Origin of the sequence: Kribbella sancticallisti, assembly GCF_039530625.1 — a bacterium.
Taxonomy (GTDB): Bacteria; Actinomycetota; Actinomycetes; order Propionibacteriales; family Kribbellaceae; genus Kribbella; species Kribbella sancticallisti.
In genome coordinates this window covers 78765-100308 of sequence record NZ_BAAAOS010000070.1, presented here as the reverse complement: position 1 = coordinate 100308, position 21544 = coordinate 78765, and the positions used below count along the sequence as shown (strand labels likewise).

The window sequence follows — 21544 nt, the reverse complement described above, 5'->3', positions numbered from 1 at the left end:
GACGGAACTCCACCATGCAGAACCAGACCAAGGTCGCAGTGATCTACTACAGCGCTACCGGCACCGTCCACGCGCTCGCACAGGCAGCGATCGAAGGCGCGGCGAAGGCGGGCGCGACGACGAGGCTTCGCCGGGTCGCCGAACTCGCACCAGCCGCGGCGATCGCCGGCAATCCGACCTGGCAGGCGCACAGCGAGCAGGCCGCCGCCATCCCCGAGGCCACCGTCGATGACCTGGAGTGGGCCGACGTCGTGCTGTTCGGAACGCCCACCCGGTACGGCAGCATGGCCAGCCAACTCAAGCAGTTCATCGACACCACAGGGCCGCTCTGGCAGCAGGGCAAGCTCGCCGACAAGGTGTACGGCGGGTTCACGGCCGCGGGCACGCGCCATGGGGGCCATGAGAGCACCTTGCTCGCGATGGCTCAGATCTTCTACCACTGGGGCGGCATTCTGGTTCCGCCCGGTTACACCGACCCCATCCAGTTCCAGGTCGGCAACCCCTACGGCACCTCGTTCCACGCTGCCCAAGGCAGCCTTCCTGACGAGGCCGCCCTCGAAGCCGCCCGCTACCAGGCTGGGCGCGCGACCGAGATCGCGGCCCGCCTCCGGGCGGGTCGCGCCGCCTGAGCCCGCCGGGCTCGGGCGGCCCAGCAGACCTGACAATGGGAGTTCTTGTGTTCACCGCATACCTCTGCATCACCGTACTGGCGGTTGCCGCCAACGCCTTCTCGGGCGTCGCCGCCCTCTTCCACTTCCCACCCATCCGCCCCGGCATGCGCAAGGCAGGCGTCCCGGAGTCGTGGCTCAGCTTCCCGATCGGTACGTTGAAGACGGCCGGCGCGATCGGCCTCCTGATCGGCCTGCTCGGAGGGCCGGTGATCGGGATCGCCGCCGCGGCCGGCCTCACCCTGTTCTTCGTCTGCGCCGTCTACACCCACGTTCTCGCCGGCGACTACTCACCTCAGTTCGGTCTGGCCCTGGGCTTCCTCGTACTGGCCGTCGCCTCGCTGACACTCGGGCTACTCGTGCGGTGAATTGCTTCCTGTGTTGTGGAAGGTCTCAACGCCTCTCCAGTCAAGGAACGAAGCAGTCCGACCACGTCCCACGTCCGCCATCGCCTTGGTCCGAGCAACTCGTACGGAGCCGGCCGGGACCCGGCCGGCCCACTGACCAGGACGGTTGCCATTCCCAACTGTGATGGGACGGCGAGGTTGGCGCTACGGTCGTCGAACATCATGGCGCGGGTGGGGTCGATGGCATATCGCTCGACGAACCGCGCATAGCTGTCCGGGTGCGGCTTGGGCACCAGTCCGCCGGCCAGGATGTCGAAGACGCCGTCGAAGTGTTCGGAAAGCCCGAGCCGGCTGAGTGTTTGTTCGGCATGCCACGCCGATCCGTTGGTGTAGACCAACTTCCGGCCGGGCAACACCGAGAGCGCCTCGGCCAATGGCGGATCGGACCTCAGGGCGGAGTAGTCGATACGTCGTTCGAAGGCCAGGAAATCGGCCGGGTCGATGTTCCGCGTGACCATCAGGCCGCGGAGAATCGTGCCGTGGTTGGCCATCAGATCAGACTGGATCCGCCGTGCGCCGGCCTCGTCGGTGCCGTAGAACGCGCGGAGGTAGTCGCGGATGTGGGCCTTCATCTGCTCCGCGAGCCCGTTGTCCGGCGGATAGAGGGTGTCGTCGAGATCCATCACCCAGGTGTCGTAGTCGGTGATGGACAGATCAGGATCGGTCATGTGTGCTCAGCTCGATTCGTACAGTTGCCACTCGTATGGCTACCGCTGGACGGGGCGTACCCGAGACGAGTGGCAACGCCGTGCTCATCCCGAGAGGCTGGTGAGGTTCCATGAGTCTTCGAGTTACGGTCGTCCACGCCTGCCAGCGTGCTGGACGGGGCGGGAGTCCTACCGCGGTGGTCGATGAGACATCGTTGACCGAGGCCGAGCGTCGGGCGGTGCCGATCGCGGCGGGCACGTCGCATGTCGTGTTCATTTCGCCCGAGGGCGACCGATTCGGTCGCCCGGCAGTATCGCTGCGCTTCTTCACCGCGGCCGGTGAACTGCCCGCCTGCGGGCATGGCACCGTGGCCGCGCTCGCGGTGCTCGCCGCACAAGCCCGCACGCCGGAGTACGAGGCTGGTCTGCGGTCTGGAGGTCGGACCTTCCTCGGCCGGGCCGCCGGAAGCAACGGTCGGTACGAAGCTGCTTTCGATCCCGGACCCGTCGACCTGCGCGTCCCCGGCACAGGAGAGGGGGAAGCGATTCTCCTTGCCTTGGGCCTCAACCGTACGAACGCGTCGGCCCGGTGTCGAATCGCCTCGGTCGGACGGCCGCGGATGCTGGTGCACGTTGCCGATCGGGAGGCGCTGGGGAAACTGGCACCTGACCTGCCCCACCTTCGAGAAGCTTGTGACCGACTGGGACTGCTGGGCTGCTACGTCTACAGCACGCCCTCGCCGGACGGGCGGGCCGCAGCGCGCATGTTCGCCCCTTCGATCGGCGTCCCCGAAGACATCGCCAACGCCAACAGCACCGCCTGCCTGGCCGCATATCTCGCAGACCAGGGCTTCTCCGCACTGGCCGTCGACATGGGCGATTCGCTCTGGGAGCCCTCCACCGTCACAGCCACCACTCGACCCGGTCCTGAGGGCCTGTCGGTCCGAGTCGGTGGTACCGCGACAATCGGGGCCGCATACCTCATCTGATCCGACTCGCGGTCGACTTGTGGGTCGCTGGGGATCAAGCCCGCGAAGCGGGTCACCAGATCGGTCGGCCGAAGTGTCGTCAGGACCGTGCATCGAGGTCCGTTTCGAAGCGGCTACTCCGATCGGGTGTGCGGTACAGCGAGGCGCCAGGCCGGCGATGCTTCGGTGGTGGCCGAACGTTGTGACGGTGGTCGTTGCTCTGACGAGAGCCTGCTCCGGTCCGATCAGCACTGCGATCGATCGCTCGCGGCGGTCCGTGTGGTCAGGCTCACTTGTTGTCTTTTCGTTGCCGCCGATCCCAGCGATTGGCCCAATCATCGAGCGGCAACATGATCTCGAGTAGTTGATGCCCCTGATCGGTGAGGCCGTAGCCACCTTCTTCAGGTAGGTCGTGCACGACTCCCATATCCCGCAAATCCGTGAGGCGTTCCGCGAGCACACTTGAGGACATGCCTCCGCACCGTGACTGGAGGTCACGAAAGCTCGTCGCCGGCGAGCGCAACTCCCACAGGATGCGCAGCACCCATCGTCTCCCCAGCACGTCAAGGACAGCCATCACTGGCCGGCCCGTCTTGGACCCGCGCACCGAGGATCCCGGTTGTACTCTACTCATGCTTCGATTATAGAAGCATTGTGGCTACTTCGAAAAGCGAATCACGAACGGATCCTCCAGGGCAACCTCTTGCCGCTGGTTCTTGTGCTTCTGTTCCCGAAGCACTAGGCTGCTTCGAAATCAGAAGTGGTCCGAGGATGCCAGGCCGGGCGGGCGCCGGCACGCCGCTGCCGAACTGACTGCCGACTGGCCCCCCATCCCTGAACTCGAAAACGAGGTGCAGCGCGCATGACCATTCGATCACCGGTGCGGATCGAACCGCTTTCGGCGCCGTACCCGCCCGACGTGGCGTCATGGTTGGCGAGATCCATGGCTGCGGTCCCGGAGAAGGAGCCGCTGCAGTTGTTCCGCACCTTGGCGGTGCACCCTGATCTGGCTCGCAGCATGGGTCGGTTGGGTGCCTTGCTGCTGGAGCGTCCACGGCTGGACCCTCGAGAACGGGAGATCGTGATCGCGCGCGTCACCGCGCTCGTCGGCGCCGAGTACGAGTGGGGCGTCCATGCGGTCGTGTTCGGCCGCCCGCTCGGACTCACCGAGGCTCAGTTGGCCGCAACGGTACGAGGTGCGGCCGACGATCCGGTGTGGTCGCCACGGGAGCGGCTGCTGGTACGCCTGGCGGATGATCTGCATGACGGACGCCATGTCTCAGACGAGTTCTGGGCGCAACTGCACAGTCAGTGGTCAGACGACCAACTCCTGGAGTTGATCGTGGTCGTGGGGTGGTATCGGGTGATCTCGCAGCTTCTGGTTTCGACCGGGGTCGAACTCGAACCGTGGGCGGCCCGGTTCTCCTCGGTCATTGTCGATAACGGCGCTCCTCAAACCCACGCCTAAGGCCAAGGTTTCAGCACCGCAGCGAGATGAGATCCATAGCGGTTGCGATCACCCAAGGCGCCCGTGATGCTGTGGAAGTAGGTCACAGCTGCCCTAGGTCTCGGTCGTCGAGCTCGCCTCTGATTCGGTCGGAATCGGACGCCCGACGGGCGTAGCTGTTACCAGCGTGCTGGGCGTACCGCTGTGGTGAGGGATCAGGCGGCGGCCTTGACGAGGAGGTCGTGCTGGAGCTTTGCGATGGTGGCGGCGAGCCGGGTGTCGGGGCGGAGGCCGTCGATGGTCTTGCTGGACTCGGTCACTGTCACCTGGGCGAGAAGGTTGCCGACTACGAAGTTCACGTTCGCGGTTGCCGAGTAGCGCGTGGGAGACGAGACCTTCTTCAGTCCTGAGTCCGTCCAGGTGCGCGAGATGCCCCGGACCGTGAACGTGTCGCCGTGCTCGTACTGTCCCCAGAAGCCTTTCTGGAGCGCCGTCGCGCCGGCGTGAGAACGGAACCGGTACAGGTAGACGACCAGGCGTCGGTCGTCAGACGACATGCGGATGCTGACGTACCCCTGGACGAATCCGGTCCGGGCGAGCAGTTGCCGATCCTCTTTGGGTGTCCCGGACAGCTTGCTGACGAACCGCTCCACGCCGAACGGACCGACCCTTTGCCGGTCCCAGTCCCGCGACGACGTTCGGGTGAAGGTGGCGGAGGGGACGACCAGCCGGGCAAGGTCGTCCTGCCGTGGCGTGGCAGTCGGCGCGGTCGGCGCGGTCGGCCGCGGCGACACGGCTCGTGATGGTGTCGGGTCGGGTGCCGATGCTCGCGGTGCCGGGGTCGCCGAAGCCGTCGCCGACACCGTCGGTGGCGGCGCGCTCTGCTCGGCGGAGCCGCCGCAGCTGACCAGCAGTGGCACGGCGAGCAGGGCGAAGCCAGCACGCATCATCATCTGTTGTTCCATCCTCCCCGCCGGACACGCTCGTCCGGCCGAGAGCAGACCTTACCCCGGTCACGCCGTCGGGGGTCAGCGTGCCCCATGCGTGTGGGTGAGCCCGGTTTGCGGTCCGTCCCTTCAGTGGATGCGGCGTCGGATCAGGCGAGGATGCGGTGCAGGAACCCCTTGTGAACCTCGCTTGCACGTTGCTGTTCGCCGGCAAAGGCGCTGACGACGACCAGAGCACCAGTGACAGCGGGAACCGCCCACTGCAGGATTGCCAGCCGGCGTTGGGCTGCCGCGACGTCATCCGGCGTGGTCGGTGCGGGTTCGGTGCCGGACTCCGCCGGTACGTCGGTCTGCGCCGAGACCTTCTTCCCCAGTACACGGCTGTAGGCGGTCGCTCCAAGCGCGATCACCGTCAGTGTCGTTTTCACCAGCACCATCGAGCCGACGCCCCGCTGGCCCGCCACCCGCGGGGCATTTCCCGCAAGCTGGCCGACGGACCCGACCAGGTGGGAGCCGATGGCAGCAGCGTTGACCGGCGTCCACCGGTCCCACCCCACATTGGCCACGGCGCCTGTCTTACCAGGGTTGTCGGCCTGTGCTGCCGCGGCGTTCAGGGCGACCGCGTTCGCCAGGGTCCCGCCGAACCAGGCGGCGAGTCCCACGTCGTGCATCGAGCGAGCCATCGTGTTGCGAGCCATCAGAGTCTCCTTCGTCGAAATCGCTTTCGCCGCGGTACCCCTCGATGGCGCTCGTAACCGCGAATCGCACCAAAGAGTGCCGCGCGCCGGCCGGCGTTCGACTCGAATCGACATCCTGGGACAAGGACACAACCCGTGGGGGCCAGGTCTGGTTGAGCCGGGCTACGCTCCCCGGCGATACGGGGCGAGAAACTGAGCAAGGGCGGCCAGCAGTTCTGTTGGAGACTCCTCGGCGACCCAGTGGCCGGAACCGGGCAGGATGAGGGTCTGTACGTCATCCGCGGTCATCTTCATCGTGATGCCGATGCCGTCACGGGTGTTGAACTCTCCGCCGATTGCCAGGACTGGCAGGGTCAGCCGATTGGTCATGCGTTGCTCGTTCTGCGGAATGGTGACGTCGAGGGCGCGGTACCACCCGAAGCTGCCGCGCAAGGCGTGCGGGTCGGATCTGAGCATCCGGATGTAGTAGTCGACCGCGTAGCGGGGTAGTGGCTTCGCGGCCGCGACATGGAACTCGTTGCCGAAGTAGATGTCCTCGCGTCCCTTGACGAGTCGCTCGTTCACCTCCGCGGTCCGGTTGAACTGGATGTGCCAGAGCCGCTCGTTGCGCCCCGGGTCGACAAGCAGGGGCAACGGGTTACCCACGCCCGGCAGGATGGCCTCCGAGACCACCAGGCGAGCCACCCGCTCTCGGTGGTCCGCGGCCAGGGCGTAGGCGATCGGGAACCCGACATCGGTCCCGTACAGGGCGAACCGCTGGTGGCCGAGCGCGTCCATCAGCGCTACCAGGTCGTCGGCAAGAGTGCCGGAGTCGTACCCGTCGGCGGGTTTGCTCGACAACCCGATCCCGCGCTGGTCGGCCGCGATCACCGTGAAGTGCTTGGCCAGGGTCGGCATGATCAGGCGCCAGGCGTACCAGGTCTGGGGCCAGCCGTGTACGAGCAGCAGCGGCGGTCCGTCGCCGCCGATGACCACATGCTGGCGGATTCCGTTGGCGTCGACGTACCGGCTGGTGAACGTGTCCCGGAACCCCGCTGGGAGGTGCGGAGCCCCGGAGACCGAGCCGGCACCTCGCGGAGCGGGGGGCGTACGGCCGGAGGCCGCGGTGGGGACACCGGCAGCGGCAGCGGGCTGGATCAGTCCGCTGCCCAGCGGTACGGCGGTCGCGGCAGCAGCCGCTCCACTGAGCAAGACGCGACGCGCGAGTGGGTATCGGGAGAGCTGTGACGACGGTTCCGGTCCGGACGGGCTGGTGGATGACGAACTCATGAGGATCCCTTTCGACTGGATGCTCCCTCACCTTCGCGCACCGGCCGAGCACATCGCGCCAGTCGACTCCCTGGGCCGCACCCCTGGCCCGGGTAGATCGATCTTGAGCATGGCCTCGACCGTTTCGGCGGTGGCACCAGGCTCCGCGCTGAAGCTGTCGAGGAAGTCGCCGACAGCGTCACCGTCACGGGCCGCCTGGCGGCCGTAGCGGACAGCGGCGGCTCCTTGCTCGGCTGGGCATCGACTTCGAGAGCATCGACGAAGGCTGCTGCGGCCTCGCGGGCAACTTCGGTTTCGAACAAGGCCACTACGACGTGTCTGTCGCCTGCGCAGAGCAGTCCTTCCTGCCGGCCCTGCGCGACGGCAGTTGACGAGGCTCTGGGGTCAGGCCTCTTCGCGGTGATGCACTGCGGGATGGAGCGTGGCGGAAGTGGAGCGCCTGCTGAGGAGGACGAAGATCACCCAGACAACCAGCGACATGATCTCCAGGACCACTGCCGGTCCCCAGAAGGAAAGGTGCAGCCCTTCGCCGGTCGCGTAAATCATCCCGGACAGTGGGATCGCGCCGGCGATGAACATCCGGATCACGCTGTTGACCCGGCCCGCCACCTCTGCGGGGATCACGTCCTGCCGGAAGGTGATGGAAGCGACGTTGCTCAAACCCGCGGCGAACTCGACGACCCCGAAGCACAGCACCTGCACCCAGATCGACGGGGCGCCGACCAGCACGAAGAACGCACCCCCCAAGAGGAGTTGGCAGAGCAGGATCCGGGTGGGTGCCGTCCAGTGTCGTGGAAGCCGGGATCCCAGCCTCGAACCCAGAGCGCCCACCAACAGGCTTCCCGCGAGGACAACGGAGATCAGCGTCGGATCGATGTCACGGTCACCGAGCAACGTCACGAGCACCGAGGCCAACGCGCCGATCGCCAGGTTGGAAAGCGCCATGGTGCCGACCAGAAAAGCGAGATCTCGTTGCTTCAGCCAACCGAAGCCGACGAACAGATCGGCCCACAGCCTCGCCTTCCGGCGCTCCACCGGCAGGCGAGGCAGAAGGTAAGCGGCAGTGGCGGCGAGCGCGTAACCGGACGCCACCACGGCCAGCGCGACCTTCTGGCCGGCCGCTCCGAGGCTCACACCACCCACCAGGAACCCGGCCAGCTTGGCAAGGTCGACGGCGAACGCGAGTTTCGACACCGCCTCCGGCCGATTGTCCTTGCGTACCAGCGCCGGAACCAGGACGAATTGTCCGGAGATGGAACTCGTCACGCCACCCAGACCGGACAAGAACACCGCAAGCGACAAAACCAGTACATTATCCGTCCACACCGCGACAACGACAACGCAAAGGCACTGCAAAACCATTGCCGCGGCATAAACGGTACGTCGGTCATAACGGTCTATCAGTGCGCCGATCAGCGGAGAAGCCGCGTAGGCGACGCCGCGGAGCGAAATCGCGACAATCGACCATGCTACCGACCCGGTTTGCTGCAGAACCGCCAACGGCACCACCAGGAGCAATCCGTAGTCGGCAAGCTTCGCCAGTACCGACGAAAGCACCAGCAGCCGGAAGTTCCGGCGTTCGCCGGCATGATCGTCGGTTCTCACGAGCGCGGGCTCCTCAACGTGCGAGATCAGGTGGCCCGCCAACCCTAAGCGCTTCGTGGCGGATCGTCAGCCCGAAGAACACGCTGACCTTCTGCGGGTTCGCCGGACGTGCGCTAAAGTCCGCCCATCCACCCCAAGCGCACAGATAGGTGATGTATGCCGTCACCACGTCACATTCAGTTGACACCGGGACAGGAACGTCAGTGGACGCTGTCGAGACACGGGTTCGGGTCGCTGCCGGCGGCCGGCTCCGAGGACGCCGCCGAGCGGCACATGGGCCTCCACGCCGCGCGATTGCTGACTCCGTACGTGAGTCTGCATGCCCGCGACCGGACGTTCCTCCCCGAAGATTTGCAGGCTGCCCTGAGGACCCGGCGAAGCCTCATCAAGCTCAGGTGCATGCGGCGCACGTTGCACATTCTCACGCCTGAGGACGCGCTCATCGCGCACACCGCGACGCTTCCCCAGCGCCGCGGTGCATACCTGGCCGAACTCAGGCGCCAGGGCTTGTCGACCACGGCCTGGCACCGGTACCGAGCGGCTGCTCTCGAGGTGCTGGCGACCGGTCCGGTGGAGTACCGGACGCTGGTCGCGACGGTGCCCAAGGAGCACCGGGTACGGGGTGGCAGCACGGTCGCGAAGCAACTGGCGGTCCTCGCGGTCAAGTCGTTGTGGGAGGACGGCGCCCTCTCCGCCCTCAACGAGTCGGCCTCGATGCACCACGAGGTGAAGGTTTTCCTGCTGGCCAGTAATCACCATCCGGATATCGACCTGACCATCCCCGGGCTGTCTTATCACGAGGCGATCCAACGCTTGATCCTGCGATACTTCGGATGTTACGGTCCCGCCACCTTTCGCGATTTCGTCTGGTGGAGCGGGGTGAAAATGTCCGATGCCCGAACAGCCTTGCAGGTGTGTTTGCCACTATTGACATCGATTCGGCTTGAATCTCACGAGTCTGTGATGTATGCGCGAGCCTCCGACGAGGACGCACTACGCCGGACCGCTGAACTTCCGCCGACGCACACCGTGCTGACCGCCTACGAGGACCCGAGCCTCAAGGGATATCACGAGTCGCGTCGGCGATATGTCTCCGACGACGCCTACGACCGCCTTTTCAATTCCATCGGTGAAGCCCGCGGATCGGTCCTGGTCGGCGGCTCGGTCGCGGCCATCTGGACCTGGAACCGGCCGCGCCGCAAGGTCGAGGTCGAACAAGTCCGCAGCGTCGACAAACGCTCGCGCGGCGACATCCGCGAACTGACGGCTAATGCCGAGCGGTTTCTCCGACTCCACACCATCGAAAGGTGATGCCGGCGCCATGACCACGACAACGTCAGGTTTCACGATCCTGAGTGCGGCAGCCGGCTCCGGAAAGTCGGGGCTGTCCGTCGGCTTCGCCCGGATCCTGCGATCGCGGCGACTGGAGGTCCAGGCCTTCAAGCCGGTCAGCGTGGTCAATCTCGCCGACACGACCTGCCCCGAGCCGGAACTGTGGCGGCGTGGCGCGTTCTACAACTGCAACGCCGCCGACCAGCCGGTCTCCTGGTGGAACTCACCCGTGGCGGTGGTCCCCTCCGAAGGAGGCGGGGAGGGCGAGATCTACATCGCCGGCTCACCGGCCGGCGAGGTGCCGATCGCGGGTGCGGACCAGATCGACTTCTCCGCGGTCTCGGACGTCGTACGCAAGCAGGCCGTCGAGGCAATCGAGTTGGCGTTTCGTGAGTGCGCGCGGCGCGGCGACGTCGTCCTTCAGGAAGGGGCGGGCGGAGCCGGCGCCATCGCACCGGAGGCCGACCTGGCGAACTTCTTCGCGTCCCGGATCTCGCAGCTCCCGGCGGTCCTGGTGGCCAAGGCCGGCAAGGAGGGTCACATCCCGGCCCTGGTCGGCTCGTACCACATCGCCCGGGCCGCCGGCCTCCCTGTCGCGGGGTTCATTCTCAACCAGGTCCTGCAGGACCACCAGCTTCCGGAGTTGCGGGGCCGGGTCGAGACCTCGACCGGCCTGACCTTCTTCGGCTCGATGCCGAACGTCGGATATCCGACGGGCTTCGACGGATCGCTTGCCGCGCAACGAGCACTCGACGACCACTGGGGCGAGCTGCTCCTGGCCACCCGTACCGGGACCAACGTCCTGCTCCGGTTCGGTCTCGAGCAGGACGACCGCAGGCGTGAGGTGAGCGAAGCCACCTGACCGACTTCAAGCCACGAACACCACCCGAGCGGTGGAAGGCCGGCGTCCGCCAACGCCCCCTGACGTTCAGACCGCTCGGCAGGTGCAACGACGACACAGATGGGGTGAGGCGTCATGGCCAGAGTTGTGCTCGTGTATCCGGAGGTCTACGACCTGGCACGGTTCAAGGAGAAGCGCAAGGAGTTCCCTCCGTTCGGGGTGCTCTACCTCGCCGCGGTGGCCGAGCTCGAAGGGCACGAGGTCACTATCGAGAAGGTCTCCCCGTCCCACACCCGGCTCGACTTCTCCGGGGCGGATCTGGTCGCGTTCTCGGTTCCCTCGTCGGCGACGTACGGCATCGCCAAGGAGGCACGCTTCAGCAGCCATTACGACGGCGATCCGATCATCGCGGTCGGCGGTGTGCATCCCAACTTCTACCCCGAGGAGACCCTCGCCGACTTCGCCGCCGATGTCGTCGGTGTCGGTGAAGGCGAGGACACCTTCCTGGACCTGCTCAAGGTCCGGGACCGCAAGCGACTCGTCGATGTCCCGGGCCTGATCGTGAACACCAAGGACGGCCTGGTCAGGACGGCGATGCGCGCGATGATCAAGGACATCGATCACCTGCCACTGCCCGCGCGCCACCTGCTCGAAGCCGAGGACCTGGTGATGTCCGACCGGTTGTCCACCACGGACCTCCAGATGGCTCACATCATGCTGAGCCGCGGCTGTCCCTTTCCGTGCCGGTTCTGCGCGGCCGCCCAGACCCGGATGCAGTACCGGTCCGGGGCCAGCGCCCGGCACGAGTTGATCCACCTGAAGGAGACCTACGGGGTCGAGGGCTTCGCCGTCGTCGACGACAACTTCATCGTCAACAAGCGCAAGGTCGCCGACGTGTGCGAGTCGATCAAGGACCTGTCCCTCACCTGGTCCGCCCTGTCGCGAGTGGACACGGTCGACGAGCCGCTGCTGAGGTCGATGCGCGACTCGGGCTGCATCGAGATCAAGTTCGGCATGGAGTCCGGCAGCGAACGCATGCTCAAGGCCATGGGCAAGCGGATCAAGCAGGACCAGATCAGGAACACCGTGCGGACGGCGCACGAGGCCGGCATCAACGTCAAGCTGTTCCTCATCCACGGCTACCCGGGCGAGAACCGCGAGTCGACGCAGGAGACCATGCGGATGCTCGAGGAACTCGCGCCGATGGTGACCCGGGTCGCGCTGTTCCGCTTCGTTCCGCTGCCGGGCACGTACGTCTACAACAACCCGCTCGAGTTCGGCCTGCGGGGGACCGACAAGGCGCCGGACTGGAACGGTGACTGGAGCAAGTACCACATTCACCACAACGACGATCACTGGTGGGGCACGGATGCGGAGTTCGCCGAGCTCACCTCCTCGTACGCGGAGCTGAGGTCGCTCGTCGACGCGACCTGGCCGGAACGCTTCGAGGCCGTCTCGACGGCGACGGCACCAGTCTCATGACGGACCGTACGCAAGACCGACCTCTGGCCATGCCGGCAGGAAGCGACCGAGCGGCAGGCCACGACGTGCGGCAGGGCCTGTACCTGGTGCTGTCCGATCCGCAACACCAGTTCCCCACTGTCACCAGATCGTCCGAGCCGTTCATCGTGCTCCGGCTCGACACCGACGATCCGGCGGCCACCGACGGGAAGTCGGTTCAACTGAGTTCGGCGGCTCCCGCCGCGTCGACGCTCTGGACGCTGCGCGACGGCGAGCCCGCCGTGAGGCTGGAGCCAGGGCAGGTGCTGCCGATCTGGAGCGGAGCGGCCATCCACCCTGAACTCGCGGCTCTGCTCCGACTGTCCCGAACCGCGGAGGCGGGCGCTTCACTGGTGCCCGTTCCCCTTCTGCTCATCGGCGTACGACAGGGGGCTCGGACAGTTCGGTCCAGCTACTTCGCTTGTACTCGGGTCCGTCGTTCGGGGACGAGTTGGGTACGCATCGGTGAGGTGGAAAGGGCCTCCGTCGTACTCGAGGAGCTGATCGCGCCCGGACTCGAACTGCTGGCCGGCGAACGGCGAGAGATCTCTAGCGAGCTCCACCAGTTCACCAACTTCCACAAGAACACCGAGATCGAGGTGAAGCTGACGCTCACCACCGAGACCTCTCCGGCCGCCGTCGCGGACCATTTCGTCAGCCTGGTCGAACGCGACGGCCTGCCGGGGTTCGTGTCGGACCTCGGGAACGAGTTGCAACGTTGGGAGTACAGCCAGACGACCTTCGAGATCCTGTCGCCCGATCATGAGAAGGGCTACATGGGTTTCGTCGCCCAGGCCGACGGCACCTACGTCATCCGGCACAAGACGTTCCCGCAGGACACCCTTCGCCGGCGCGAGGTGTTCCATCGGGGGATCGAGGCGGAACCGAGCGGCTTCGAGGGCTATCTGGCCGCGACCTTCCCGGAGATGCGGTTCCGGCGCCTGCCGGCGTTCTCCCGCAGCCGCTTCGACGTGAACCTCGAGTCGACGGCCACCGGGCACTTCTTCGGGATCGAGACCGACGAGGTCGTCGCCGGCGATCACGTGATGCGGCAGGTCGAGATCGAGTACCACAAGTCCCGGCGGATTCCGTGCGTGAATCCTGACGACATCGAGTCCGAGCTGTTCCGGCTGCAGGACCTGGTCCTGGCGGAGCTGAAAGCGATCGGCATCGAGGCGGACGCCGGGTACCGATCCAAGTTGTCCTTCCTCCGAGACCTCGTCGACCGATGACGTCGTCGCCGAACCGTCATGCCTCGACGGCCAGGCCGGGCCCGGCAGCGAGTCGGCGACGCGCGCCCGCCCGGGCGGGCACGAGCGCATGCTGGCTTCGTCCCGCCGGGATCGCCCGACTGCCCGCCGACCAACGGCGGCTCAAGGAGTTGGTCACCCAGTTCTCCGAGATCATCTCGTCGCCAGGCTTTCCGTGCTTCTTCGCCAGGCAGGCTCTGGACAAGGGGCAGATCACCTTCTCGTACGCGGCGGGAGCCGGCAGCCAGGTCCTGGACGACTGCCTGCTCGCGCTGCGCGAACTGGCCGCGCACATCCGCGTGGAGCCGGAGTTGACCGGAGTTCTGCTGATCGATGTCGACGACTGCGTCACCATCGACGACGACGCAGCTTTCGCCGACAAGCTCCTCGCCCACCTGATCACAGCGGGTGCCGACCGATGGCCGGACCACGCTCCGCGTGACACCACGGATCCACGCTGGACGCTGTGGATCGACGACGTGGGCTTCTTCCTGAACATCAGCACCCCACGGCACACGCGACGTCGGAGCCGGAACGTCGGCGACGCGATCGCAGTCATCGCACAGGCTCGGGCGACCTTCGACGCCCCAGCGCCCAGCGAACCGCGGGTGCGCGCGAACATCAGGCAGCGCCTGAGCGACTACGACTCCGCGCCGGTCCACCGCGCGCTCGGCGCCTACGCCAACCCTGACACCCGGGAGATCGACCAGTACTTCCTGGGAGACGGGGAAGCCTGTCCCGGATCGGGGCAGGACGAGTCTGGGCGGGCCCGCCGATGAGGTGGACGTCGCGCACCTGCCGGGCGTACCGCCTCAGGGTGGTGATGCCCTGATGGCGCTTGTGATCATCGGTCCATCGGCAGGGATCGTGCGCGCCGCGGTACAGGGAGCTGAGCCGCTGGTTCTCGTCGGCCCGAAGGTCGGACTGCTGACGGCATCGCTGCGTCCACAGATCGACGAACTGTTCACCTGCGACTACACCGACGAAGCGGCCCTGTTCGGTCTGGCCGACATCTGGATGAAGGCCGGTGACACCATCCGCGGCGTGGTTTCCGTGACCGAAGAGGGTCTGCTGCCCGCCGCCAGACTGGCCGTCTACCTGGGCGTTCCCGGACTCGGGACCGTCGGTGTGCGTGCGACCCGGGACAAGTTGGAGATGCGTTCCGTCCTCGGCGCGGCCACCCCACGGCTGACCGTACGGGCGGTGCCGGCCCACGAATCGGACCGCGTGCTTCAGCTCCTGGCCGAGGCAGGCACCGCCGTCCTCAAGCCGGTGGACGGCACCGCCAGTGCCGACGTTCATCTCCTGACCAGCCCGGCCGACTACAGGGCGGCGACCCAGGATCTGCGGCGGTTCATCGTCGAGGAGTACGTCACCGGCGTGGAAGTCAGCGTCGAGTCGATGAGCTCCGGCGGCGATCACGACATCGTCGCGATCGCGGAGAAGCGCACCTCGGACACCTTCGTCGAAGTCGCTCACCTAATGCCGCCGGTGTCCTTGAGCGACGACCAGCTCGAGTCTGTCCGCAGGGCCGTCCGCGAAGCCCTCACAGCGCTGAGGATCACCGACGGACCCGCCCACACCGAGCTCATGGTCGGCGCGGACCGGGTGACGATCATCGAGTCCCATACCCGGCCGGGTGGCGACGGTATCGCCGACCTGGTCAGGGCGACCGTCGGCATCGACTGGCGTCTGGCTTGTACGACCTGGCCGCTGGGCCGTCCCCTGCCCGAACCTGAACCCACGGCGCCTGCCGCCGCCATCGTCTTCTTCACCGCCCCACCGGGCGTGGTACGAGCCACCCGCTCCGAGCCACCGGTGCTTCCTGGCGTCGGCATTGAGGGCTGGTTCGTCGACGTCGCGGAGGGCGATGTGGTCGGCCCGCTGCGCAGCTCCAAGGATCGACTCGGGGCGGTTCGGCTGACGGCCGAGTCCACCGAAACCTGTGCGGCAGCGGTCGACGCGCTTCTCGGCCTGGACGTCGTCGTCACGGACGAGGGACAGCCATGACGACGGTGATGCTGAACCGGCATGTCTTGCGGTGGGCTGCCGGTGCGGGTGGTCAGTATCTTCCCGGTCCACCCAGTCATCGAAGTCTGGTCACCAGGACCTTCGGTGGTGGCCTCGACGGTTTCGACCCGAGCGCGTTTCCGGACGTGGTCGTGTGCGACATGCTGGATCCGGCGAGACTTGAAGCAGTGGTCGCCTGGGTTGCGACGACCCGCTCCGCCGGACACATCGTCGCCCTGCACGAGAAGGACCTTCTGCTGGCCGCCCGAGTCCGGGCCGTGCTCGGTCTCCCCGGTCCCACCGAGGCGGAAACTCTGCCGTTCCGGGACAAGATCACGATGAAGGACCGGCTGGTCGCCGCCGGCTACACGGCCTTACCCCGCTACCTCCCGTTGAGCGCGTTCACCTCTGTCGACGAACTGCCGTGGCGTGGGACCCGACTCGTCGTCAAAGCTCGCCGAGGGCTGGGTGCATCCGAAGTACGGGTGCTCCCGTGGAGCAACTCGGCCGTCGCGGCCGCGGTGACCGACCTTCGCCTGAGCCCGGCGGACGGCGAGATCGAGGAGTTCATCGAGGGTCCCATGTACCACTGCGACAGCGTGGTCGAGGACGGACGGATCATCTTCGTCTCGGCGTCGCGTTATCTGCGCAATCCAGGAAGCTTCGGAACGTCGGACCACCTCGGCACTGTGACCCTGCGGCCGACCGATCCGCCGCGAGCCGAACTGCTGGAGCACAACGCGGCTGTCATCGCCGGCCTGGGCCTCCAGAACGGGGTGACGCACATCGAGTTCTTCGGCAACGACGAGCGCGGGCTGGTGTTCTGCGAGGCTGCCGCGCGGCCCGGAGGTGGCGGGATCGACGAATGTGTCCAGCGCACCACAGGGGTCAACCTCGTCCGGGCCGCGGTCCGGCTTCAGGCCGGCGATGGCGCCCTCGAATCCCCGCCCAAAAGTGCCGTTGACACAGTCTGTGGAGTCATCGGGCTGCTGTCCGACGAGTACCCCCCGGAACTGGAGAATGAGCTCCGGCGCCGTGTTCCAGGCCTGGTGAGCTACGCCGCCACCCCGGCAGCGCTACCGGGGGGAATTCGCCATGCCACCGACTACCGGCATCGCGTGGTGATCAGCGCCGCCTCGCAGGAGGAGTTCGAGGAGCAGCGCCGTACGACGTTGTCCGCCCACCAGGAACTGAGCGGCCGCTCTCGGAACAACGATGCGAAATGGTGTGGGCGTTCGGGCTCGTGAGGCCGAGACAACGCTGCGTCACGTTCACCAAGTGGGTGCGAGGCGTCGAGGGCCTCCGAGTGGTGGATATTTCGAGGTGCAGTATCGGAGCGGGAAACGGGGCTTGCGGCCGGCTGGAATTCAGCGTGACCTCGTCGCGAGAATCAGCAGAAGGCGCTGCTGTTCGGCATCACCTTCTCGCTTGCCAGCGCGGTGGCCGAAGCCGGGGTGGGGGACGGGCGGCAGATGGTTGTCCTAGGCAAGTAACGATTGTCCGCCCAAGAACTCGCCGGGCCTGAGAAGTCGGCTGCGGGAACACCGCTGCTTCCGCCGGAACCAACTGTGCGCCCTCGCGGACCCGTCACCAGGCGGCCGCGGCAGTGCTGCACCGCAGGACGGATCGAGGTTCAAGCCCAGCTGACCGACGCCGCAGCGCAGGTGCTCAGCGGCATCGCGACCCTTGACGTCACCCGGACTGGGCCGATCACGGAGGAGAACTGACTGCATGCACGGTGCTTTCCCCTTGCCACGTTGGGGTTTCGGGTGCAACGTGGAGGGAATTGCGAACTCTGGGAGGGGATCATGAGTGAGAACGCGATGGGGCGCAGGCAGGCAATGAGGGGTGCGGGAATCGCCGCGGGTGGTGTGGCGATCGCCGGCTTGGCGAGCGGGCCGGCACTGGCGAACGATGACGGCGGCGGGCTGCTCGGCAGTTGGTTGTGCGTGCGGCAGGACAACGGCAGTCCTGACAAGATCCGGCTGGTCCTGAGCTTTGCCGGTGGTGGCGTGTTCGTGTCGCACGACATCAGCCCCGCCGGGCCGCCGTTCACGGGCACGTGGTCTCGTCACGGCAAGTGGTTCCGCGCGACCTTCTGGTCGGGCCTGCCCGGTGACCAGGGACCGGGGTCACTCGGCCCGACCGTCCGGGTGCGCCTGGTCGGCACAGTGGTGAAGGGCAAGCTCTCCGGCACCTACCGAGTCACGGTCTTCGCGCCGGGCAGCGACACCACTATCATCGACACCGCCACCGGCAAGGTCACCGGCCGCCGCATCGCCGCCTGACGCTCGGCCGGGAAGCAGAAGACCAACACGGCGCTGGGTCAGCGGCGAGGCGATCGGTTGTCGCGAGGTGCGCTGCGAAGATCTTGCCTCAGGCAACGACAAGGGCGGCGCCGAAGTCTGATCATCGCATCACCAAGTCGGTTGTCCTGGGTCATCGTGGACAAGATTGTCACCGACTCCAGCGGCCGTGGTCTTCGTCGGTAGGAGCGGGGTTCTGTCGGAGGCGATCAGGACGCGTAGGCGGTCGAAGGTGTGCGTCGAGGAACCCGTGCGCCAGTCGTCTGGTTAGCCGTGGGACGACGGGTGGCAGCGAGTACTTCGGCGATGATCTCCACTGCGATCTCGTCGGGTCCCTGGCCACCGAGATCCAGCCCGGCGGGCCCCCGCAGTCGGGCTTCGTCTGACGCCGTGGGATGGATGCCATCGGCCGCGAGGAAGTCACGCATGCGCTGGAGCCGGCGCTCAGGCCCCAGTACGCCGACGTACCGGGCGGGTGTCTTCAGCGCGGCGGCCAGGTACGCGCAGTCCTGCAGGAAGTTGTGGGTCATCACTACGACGCAACTGAAGCCGTCGATGTCGAGTCCCGGGTCCTGCGCCGGGTCCGCACGGAGCAATCTGGTGCCGGCTGGGAAGCGGTCAGGGTCGAGCAGGTGTCGACGGTGATCCACGACGACCGCTTCCCATCCCAGGGCGGTCGCTGCGCGGATGACCGGCGGTACGTCGTCTCCGGCGCCGCAGACGACGAGTCGCGGGGTGGGCAGCAAGGACTCGGCGAAGACCCGCAGTTCGGTCGATCCATCGGCGACCGTGACGACGCCGTCGGTGCGGTCGGCCAGTACCGCGTGGATGCTCGGCGGCACCGGCACCGGCACCGGCGCCGGCACCGGCACCGCGATCGTGCTGCCGGGTTCGTCCCCGTCGACCTGCCACCATCGGTGGCCGATGGTTCCCGGTGGACCTGAGATCACGGTCAGGATCCGGACCGGCCTGCGGAGCCGGACTGCCGCTTCCAGCACCTGGAGCATGCTGTTCTCCGGACCCGCCGGCTCGACGAGAACGCGCAGTACTCCGTTGCAGCCCATGCCCCATCCGAGGATCGCCTCGTCCTCACCGCGCAGGTCGTAGCCGACGACCTGGGCGGTACCGGTCTGGTGGGTCGTCTGAGCGGCCTCGACGATCTCCTGGTCGAGGCATCCGCCGGTGAGATTGCCGACGGTGCTGCCGTCCGCGTGAATCAGCAGCTTGGCGCCGGGGCGTCGGTACGACGACCCTTCCACCTCGACGAGCGTCGCCAGGGCCAACGGCAGGGGATCCGCCCGGCGCCACGCAGTACTGATCCTGGAGAGCTCCACGGCGGTGGCGGCCATCTCGTCAGATCACGTCCTCGATGCGGATCGGCAGGTGGCGCACCCGCCGGCCGGTGGCATGGAAGACGGCATTGGCGACCGCGGGTGCGACGCCGACCATCGACACCTCGCCGAGGCCCTTCACGCCGACGACGTTGAGCAGCAGGTCCGGCTTGTCGACGAAACTGACGTCGATGTCACCGATGTCCGCGTTCACCGGAATGGCGTACTCCTCCATCGACGCGGTCAGGAACCCGCCGAAGCGCGGGTCGACCTCGCTGCGTTCCCGCAGCGCCGAACCGATGCCCCAGACCACGCCACCGCGCACCTGGCTGACGGCGGTGACCGGACTCGCGACCCGGCCGCAGTCGACGACGCTGACCACCCGCGGTACCCGGATCCGCCGGGTCCGAGGCTCGATCCTCACCTCGACGAAGTGGGCGATGTAGCTGAGGGCGGTGAATTCGGGGTACGCCGGACCTGCTGCCGCCACCCCGCCGTTGGCTACCCGGTCGAAGACACTGTCCGGCTGGCCGGGAGCCTTCGTCCTCGCCGCGACCTCGACCGCGGGGCGACCTGCCATCGCCGCCGGCAGGTCGACCGGACCGGTGGCGGGAAGGCCGAGCTGTTCCCGGAGACTCCGCAGGACCGCATGGACCGCCGGCAGCGCCGTCGCGGTGCCCCAGGAGCCGGCCGTGTTGTGCTGCGGCGACGCGCCCCGGGTGTCGCCCACGACGATGACCACGTCCTGCGTCGAGATGCCGAGGTCACTGCTTGCCAGGTTGGCGATGGCGGTCCGGATGCCCTGGCCCATCTCGTGCCCGTCGACACCGATCGTGACCCGGCAGCGGCTCCGCCCGAGACTTTCGACGCGCAGTTCGGCGGTGGCCGGTGCGGTGGCAGCCTTGTATCCGCCGATCGCGACGCCCCAGCCGATCAGCGAGCCGTCTTTCGCTCGCATCGAGCCGGGTGCGGGCCGGCGATCCGCCCAGCCGAACCGATGCGCACCCCGCCGCAGGCACTCGGCCAGATGACGTGACGAGAACGGGTTGCCGGTGACCGGATCGGTGTCGGTGTCGTTCGCCAGTCGCAGGGCCACCGGATCCTGTCCGACCGCGTAGGCCAGTTCGTCGACGGTCGACTCGAAGGCGAACGCGGCGATGTTCTCGTACGGCGCCCGCATGTAGCCCGGGGTCTGAGTATCGGTTCGGACCAACTGGTGCCGACCGCGGAAGTTCTCGATGCCGTAGAGACGGGCGGTGAGTTCGGTGTACTGCATCGGCAAGAGGTCGTGCCGCGACGTCTGCTGGTCGACCTCGTGGATCGCCGCGAGCAGCCGCCCCGTCCGGTCGGCGCCGACCCTGATCCGCTGCCGGCTCGCAGGGCGGAAGCTGGCGGCGTGGAACGTCTGGGTTCTGGGGATCACGAGCTTGACGGGCCGGCCGAGGCGACGAGCGGCGATGGCGAGGGGGGCGAGGTGCGACTGAAGCGAGTTCTTCTGCCCGAAGCCGCCGCCGACGTAGTGCGAGACGACCTCGACCCGGTCCGGGGAGATGCCGAGCTGGAACGCGACGCCGTTCCGTACCGAGTTCGCGTTCTGGGTGCCCTCGTGCACCAGAAGGTTCTCTCCCTGCCACTCCACGGTGCTGGCCAGCAGTTCCATCGGCACCTGGTGCTGCGGCGGTCCGTCGTACGTCGCGTCGAGCCGGACCGGGCTCGCGGCGAAGGCGGTGTCGGCCGCACCCACGTCGATGTCCGGCAGGTGGGGGAGGGCCGCGGATTGCAGGAGGGTCTCGGCACCGTCCGCGTCCAGCTCGACGGCGAAGGGTTCGACCTCGTACCGGGCCGTGACCAGCGCCGCGGCCTCGGCGGCGGCCACCAACGTGTCCGCCACCACGAGCGCGATCAGCTGTCCGGCGTACGCGACGCGGTCGGACAGCATCGGCTGCAGGCTCTGGGCGGCGAATCCACCGGCGAGCAAGAACGGCGCCGGCCGGAGCTCGTCCGCGGAGAATCGGGTCAGCACCAGCCGTACGCCGGGAACGGCTTCCGCCGCGGTCGTGTCCAGCTCGATGATCCGGCCCTTGCCGATAGTGGCGACCACGGGCATGGCATGGGCCATCCGGGGGAGCGTTCGGTCGGCCCCGAAGCGGGTCGCGCCGCGGACCTTGTCGCGGGCGTCCACCCGGCGCAGGTAGGTCTGCTTCTGCGGTGTCTCGGCCGCTGCCGTCGGGGGAGCGCCGATGGTCTCCACCCCGGCCAGGGCGGTGAGGGCACCCGCCCCACCCAGGAAAGTACGCCGTGTGGGCATCGTCAACAGC

General features: G+C 67.3%; 20 protein-coding genes. 12 read left to right on the top strand and 8 right to left on the bottom strand.

The annotated features are described in order from the left end of the window. The first annotated feature begins 14 nt into the window (after positions 1–14). Both wrbA and ABD255_RS42840 read left to right on the top strand, forming a co-directional pair. Positions 15–629, top strand: a complete 615-nt coding sequence (gene wrbA, locus ABD255_RS42845; RefSeq protein WP_344222626.1) for an NAD(P)H:quinone oxidoreductase — start codon at positions 15–17, stop codon at positions 627–629. Positions 630–664: 35 nt separating this feature from the next. Next, complete coding sequence (locus tag ABD255_RS42840) at positions 665–1036, top strand: DoxX family protein (RefSeq protein WP_344222625.1); 372 nt, start codon at positions 665–667, stop codon at positions 1034–1036. Here the strand turns inward: ABD255_RS42840 and ABD255_RS42835 are convergent. Further along, positions 964–1743: a pyrimidine 5'-nucleotidase gene (locus ABD255_RS42835; RefSeq protein WP_344222624.1), complete on the bottom strand. Its 780-nt coding sequence runs from the start codon at positions 1741–1743 to the stop codon at positions 964–966. The two genes, ABD255_RS42840 and ABD255_RS42835, sit on opposite strands and share 73 nt — an antisense overlap. A gap of 110 nt (positions 1744–1853) precedes the next feature. Here ABD255_RS42835 and ABD255_RS42830 point away from each other — a divergent pair, with 110 nt between their 5' ends. After that, complete coding sequence (locus ABD255_RS42830; protein ID WP_344222623.1) at positions 1854–2711, top strand: PhzF family phenazine biosynthesis protein; 858 nt, start codon at positions 1854–1856, stop codon at positions 2709–2711. Between the two features lie 268 nt (positions 2712–2979). Here ABD255_RS42830 and ABD255_RS42825 read toward each other — a convergent pair whose 3' ends face one another. Further along, the gene (locus tag ABD255_RS42825) at positions 2980–3267 is read right to left on the bottom strand and encodes a winged helix-turn-helix transcriptional regulator (RefSeq protein WP_344222660.1); all 288 of its coding nucleotides are present in this window, start codon (positions 3265–3267) and stop codon (positions 2980–2982) included. Positions 3268–3552: 285 nt separating this feature from the next. Here ABD255_RS42825 and ABD255_RS42820 point away from each other — a divergent pair, with 285 nt between their 5' ends. Continuing rightward, positions 3553–4158, top strand: a complete 606-nt coding sequence (locus tag ABD255_RS42820; RefSeq protein WP_344222622.1) for a carboxymuconolactone decarboxylase family protein — start codon at positions 3553–3555, stop codon at positions 4156–4158. 194 nt (positions 4159–4352) lie between these two features. Here the strand turns inward: ABD255_RS42820 and ABD255_RS42815 are convergent, their stop codons facing one another. The 4 genes from ABD255_RS42815 to ABD255_RS42800 form a co-directional block, all read right to left on the bottom strand. Next, a complete protein-coding gene (locus ABD255_RS42815) occupies positions 4353–5090 on the bottom strand; it encodes an RAD23 family protein (protein WP_344222621.1) in 738 nt (245 codons plus the stop codon). Between the two features lie 143 nt (positions 5091–5233). Then, positions 5234–5782 carry a hypothetical protein gene (locus ABD255_RS42810; RefSeq protein WP_344222620.1) on the bottom strand — a complete coding sequence of 183 codons (549 nt, stop codon included), beginning with the start codon at positions 5780–5782 and terminating at the stop codon, positions 5234–5236. 162 nt (positions 5783–5944) lie between these two features. Continuing rightward, positions 5945–7051 carry an alpha/beta fold hydrolase gene (locus ABD255_RS42805; protein WP_344222619.1) on the bottom strand — a complete coding sequence of 369 codons (1107 nt, stop codon included), beginning with the start codon at positions 7049–7051 and terminating at the stop codon, positions 5945–5947. A gap of 384 nt (positions 7052–7435) precedes the next feature. Continuing rightward, positions 7436–8656 carry an MFS transporter gene (locus tag ABD255_RS42800; RefSeq protein ID WP_344222618.1) on the bottom strand — a complete coding sequence of 407 codons (1221 nt, stop codon included), beginning with the start codon at positions 8654–8656 and terminating at the stop codon, positions 7436–7438. A gap of 156 nt (positions 8657–8812) precedes the next feature. Here ABD255_RS42800 and ABD255_RS42795 point away from each other — a divergent pair, with 156 nt between their 5' ends. From ABD255_RS42795 to ABD255_RS42760, 8 genes are all read left to right on the top strand, one after another. Beyond that, a complete protein-coding gene (locus ABD255_RS42795) occupies positions 8813–9967 on the top strand; it encodes a DNA glycosylase AlkZ-like family protein (protein WP_344222617.1) in 1155 nt (384 codons plus the stop codon). A gap of 10 nt (positions 9968–9977) precedes the next feature. Beyond that, entirely contained in the window at positions 9978–10850 is an 873-nt protein-coding gene (locus ABD255_RS42790) for an AAA family ATPase (protein WP_344222616.1), read from the top strand. A 114-nt stretch (positions 10851–10964) separates the two neighbouring features. Further along, on the top strand, positions 10965–12311 hold the full coding sequence (locus ABD255_RS42785; RefSeq protein ID WP_344222615.1) for a B12-binding domain-containing radical SAM protein: 1347 nt from the start codon (positions 10965–10967) through the stop codon (positions 12309–12311). A 29-nt stretch (positions 12312–12340) separates the two neighbouring features. Further along, positions 12341–13561, top strand: a complete 1221-nt coding sequence (locus tag ABD255_RS42780; protein ID WP_344222614.1) for a hypothetical protein — start codon at positions 12341–12343, stop codon at positions 13559–13561. Positions 13562–13710: 149 nt separating this feature from the next. Continuing rightward, positions 13711–14358 (top strand): YqcI/YcgG family protein, encoded by a 648-nt coding sequence (locus ABD255_RS42775; RefSeq protein WP_344222613.1) that lies wholly within the window; start codon positions 13711–13713, stop codon positions 14356–14358. Positions 14359–14410: 52 nt separating this feature from the next. After that, a complete protein-coding gene (locus ABD255_RS42770; RefSeq protein WP_344222612.1) occupies positions 14411–15589 on the top strand; it encodes an ATP-grasp domain-containing protein in 1179 nt (392 codons plus the stop codon). Then, entirely contained in the window at positions 15586–16836 is a 1251-nt protein-coding gene (locus ABD255_RS42765) for an ATP-grasp domain-containing protein (protein WP_344222611.1), read from the top strand. Before ABD255_RS42770 ends, ABD255_RS42765 begins: the two co-directional genes overlap by 4 nt. Positions 16837–17397: 561 nt before the next feature. After that, positions 17398–17877 (top strand): hypothetical protein, encoded by a 480-nt coding sequence (locus tag ABD255_RS42760; RefSeq protein ID WP_344222610.1) that lies wholly within the window; start codon positions 17398–17400, stop codon positions 17875–17877. A gap of 227 nt (positions 17878–18104) precedes the next feature. Here the strand turns inward: ABD255_RS42760 and ABD255_RS42755 are convergent, their stop codons facing one another. Next, complete coding sequence (locus tag ABD255_RS42755; protein WP_344222609.1) at positions 18105–19244, bottom strand: XdhC family protein; 1140 nt, start codon at positions 19242–19244, stop codon at positions 18105–18107. A gap of 4 nt (positions 19245–19248) precedes the next feature. Then, positions 19249–21534, bottom strand: coding sequence for a xanthine dehydrogenase family protein molybdopterin-binding subunit (locus ABD255_RS42750; RefSeq protein ID WP_344222608.1), 2286 nt, complete (start codon positions 21532–21534; stop codon positions 19249–19251). Positions 21535–21544: the final 10 nt, after the last annotated feature.